Here is a 238-nt window from a genome sequence, read left to right as displayed (position 1 = left end):
GTTCACCGGTTTAACGGCACCGATATTGTCATGGCTTAATGTCCCTTTTGGTATGTATGCAAGCCATCGACCAACAACAGCAAAATTCATTGGGACAATACCGAATACACGTTGTAGCAATATGGCCCAAAAAACCATTATTGCCGTTGCACCGATACCAATAAGCAAGGTGTTCGCTACTAGCTGGGATATTGAGAATTCATCACTCAAATAAGAATGCTCCTAAGTATTGTTATGA

Annotated in this window: 1 protein-coding gene; it reads right to left on the bottom strand. The window is 41.2% G+C overall.

The genetic code is table 11. The features are described 5' to 3' along the window. A partial coding sequence (locus Q4519_RS22085; RefSeq protein WP_303516132.1) for a DUF2938 family protein occupies nucleotides 1-210 on the bottom strand: 210 nt, incomplete at its 3' end. Nucleotides 211-238: the final 28 nt, after the last annotated feature.

The organism is Motilimonas sp. 1_MG-2023, from assembly GCF_030547455.1.
In the GTDB taxonomy this organism is placed as follows: domain Bacteria; phylum Pseudomonadota; class Gammaproteobacteria; order Enterobacterales; family CBDFNC01; genus Motilimonas.
Note: the sequence above shows the minus strand (reverse complement) of the source record. Positions and strands in the feature narration are given on the sequence as shown.